Raw genomic sequence first — 1,237 nt, 5'->3', positions numbered from 1 at the left:
TTGGACGAACCATATTGCATCTTGGAACCGCAGTCAGCGCAGTAGACCATACCGGAGAAAATGCTGCTCTTGCCTGTCCGGGTCATGCGGTGACGCTGGCTACGAATCTCCTGAACCTTTTCAAACACATCATCGTCAATAATGCGCTCATGTGTATCCGGGAAGATAGCCTGATTTTCTACGGGATTCAGATGTCTCTTTTTATCCCAGATAGAGTTAGTATAGGTCTTAAAGTTGACTGTGCAGCCAGTGTACTCCAGGCGTTCCAGAATTGAACTTACTGCTCTTTTATCCCAGCGATAAGGGTCTTCCGGGGCGGGTGAGTTCGTACTCAGGCCATGGCTCAACTTATAGGCGGTGGGAGTCAGAACTTTGTCCACCCACAGTTGGTTTGCAATTTGGGTCGGGCCACGGCCTTCCATGCACATGGAGAAGATGCGCTTCACGATTGCAGCCGCTTCTGGATCAACAAGCCAATGTTTCGGGTTCTCCGGGTCTTTCACATAGCCGTACGGCACATTGACCGTCAGCGGTACTCCACGCTCTCCCTTGGCCTTCTGAACAGCCCGAATCTTGCGGCTGGTATCACGGGCGTAAAACTCGTTGAACCAGTTCTTAATGCCCGCAAAATCGTTGTTTACGCTGTTTGGGTCAATGGTGTCGTAGTTGTCGTTAATGGCAATGTAGCGAACGCCATACTGGGGAAAAGTGAAGTTTGTGTACAGACCTGTCAAGGCAGAATTGCGTCCCAGTCGGGACAAATCCTTCGTGATAACGATTCCTATATGCCCTACTTCGATCTCGGTCAGCATACTCTGGAAGCCGGGACGGTCATAGTTCGTGCCGGAGTAGCCATCATCCACAAAGAATACCGGGTTCGGGAAGTGGTTCTTTTTGGCGTATTCCAGAAGGATGGCCTTCTGGTTCTCAATGGACAGGCTTTCGCCGAGCCGTGCGTCCTCTTGCGACAGCCGGCAGTAAAGTGCGGTAATCTTATTCGTTGCTCCAGACATTGTTGTGTCCTCCTTACTCTGTGGAGCAATTGTCAGTACAGGATTGGTTACCGGGTCAAGTATAGCAGAATTGGGCGCAGTTGTCATTCGTCTGCACCCTCATCTTCAAATTTTTGCTGGGCGTTCTTGGCAACAATGCGCTCCAGCTTCTTCAAAAAGGATTCCTTGCCCTCATAGCTGCCGGTCACGGTGTAGGTGGTGTGACCGACTTTCTCCGTGGTGGT

General features: G+C 50.8%; 1 protein-coding gene. It reads right to left on the bottom strand.

The features are described 5' to 3' along the window. Nucleotides 1-1,013 (bottom strand): recombinase family protein (locus WMO20_RS14370; RefSeq protein ID WP_349187306.1); only part of this gene is annotated, 1,013 nt, incomplete at its 3' end. Nucleotides 1,014-1,237: the final 224 nt, after the last annotated feature.

Source organism: Faecalibacterium intestinale, assembly GCF_040096575.1.
Taxonomy (GTDB): domain Bacteria; phylum Bacillota; class Clostridia; order Oscillospirales; family Ruminococcaceae; genus Faecalibacterium; species Faecalibacterium intestinale.
Note: the sequence above shows the minus strand (reverse complement) of the source record. Positions and strands in the feature narration are given on the sequence as shown.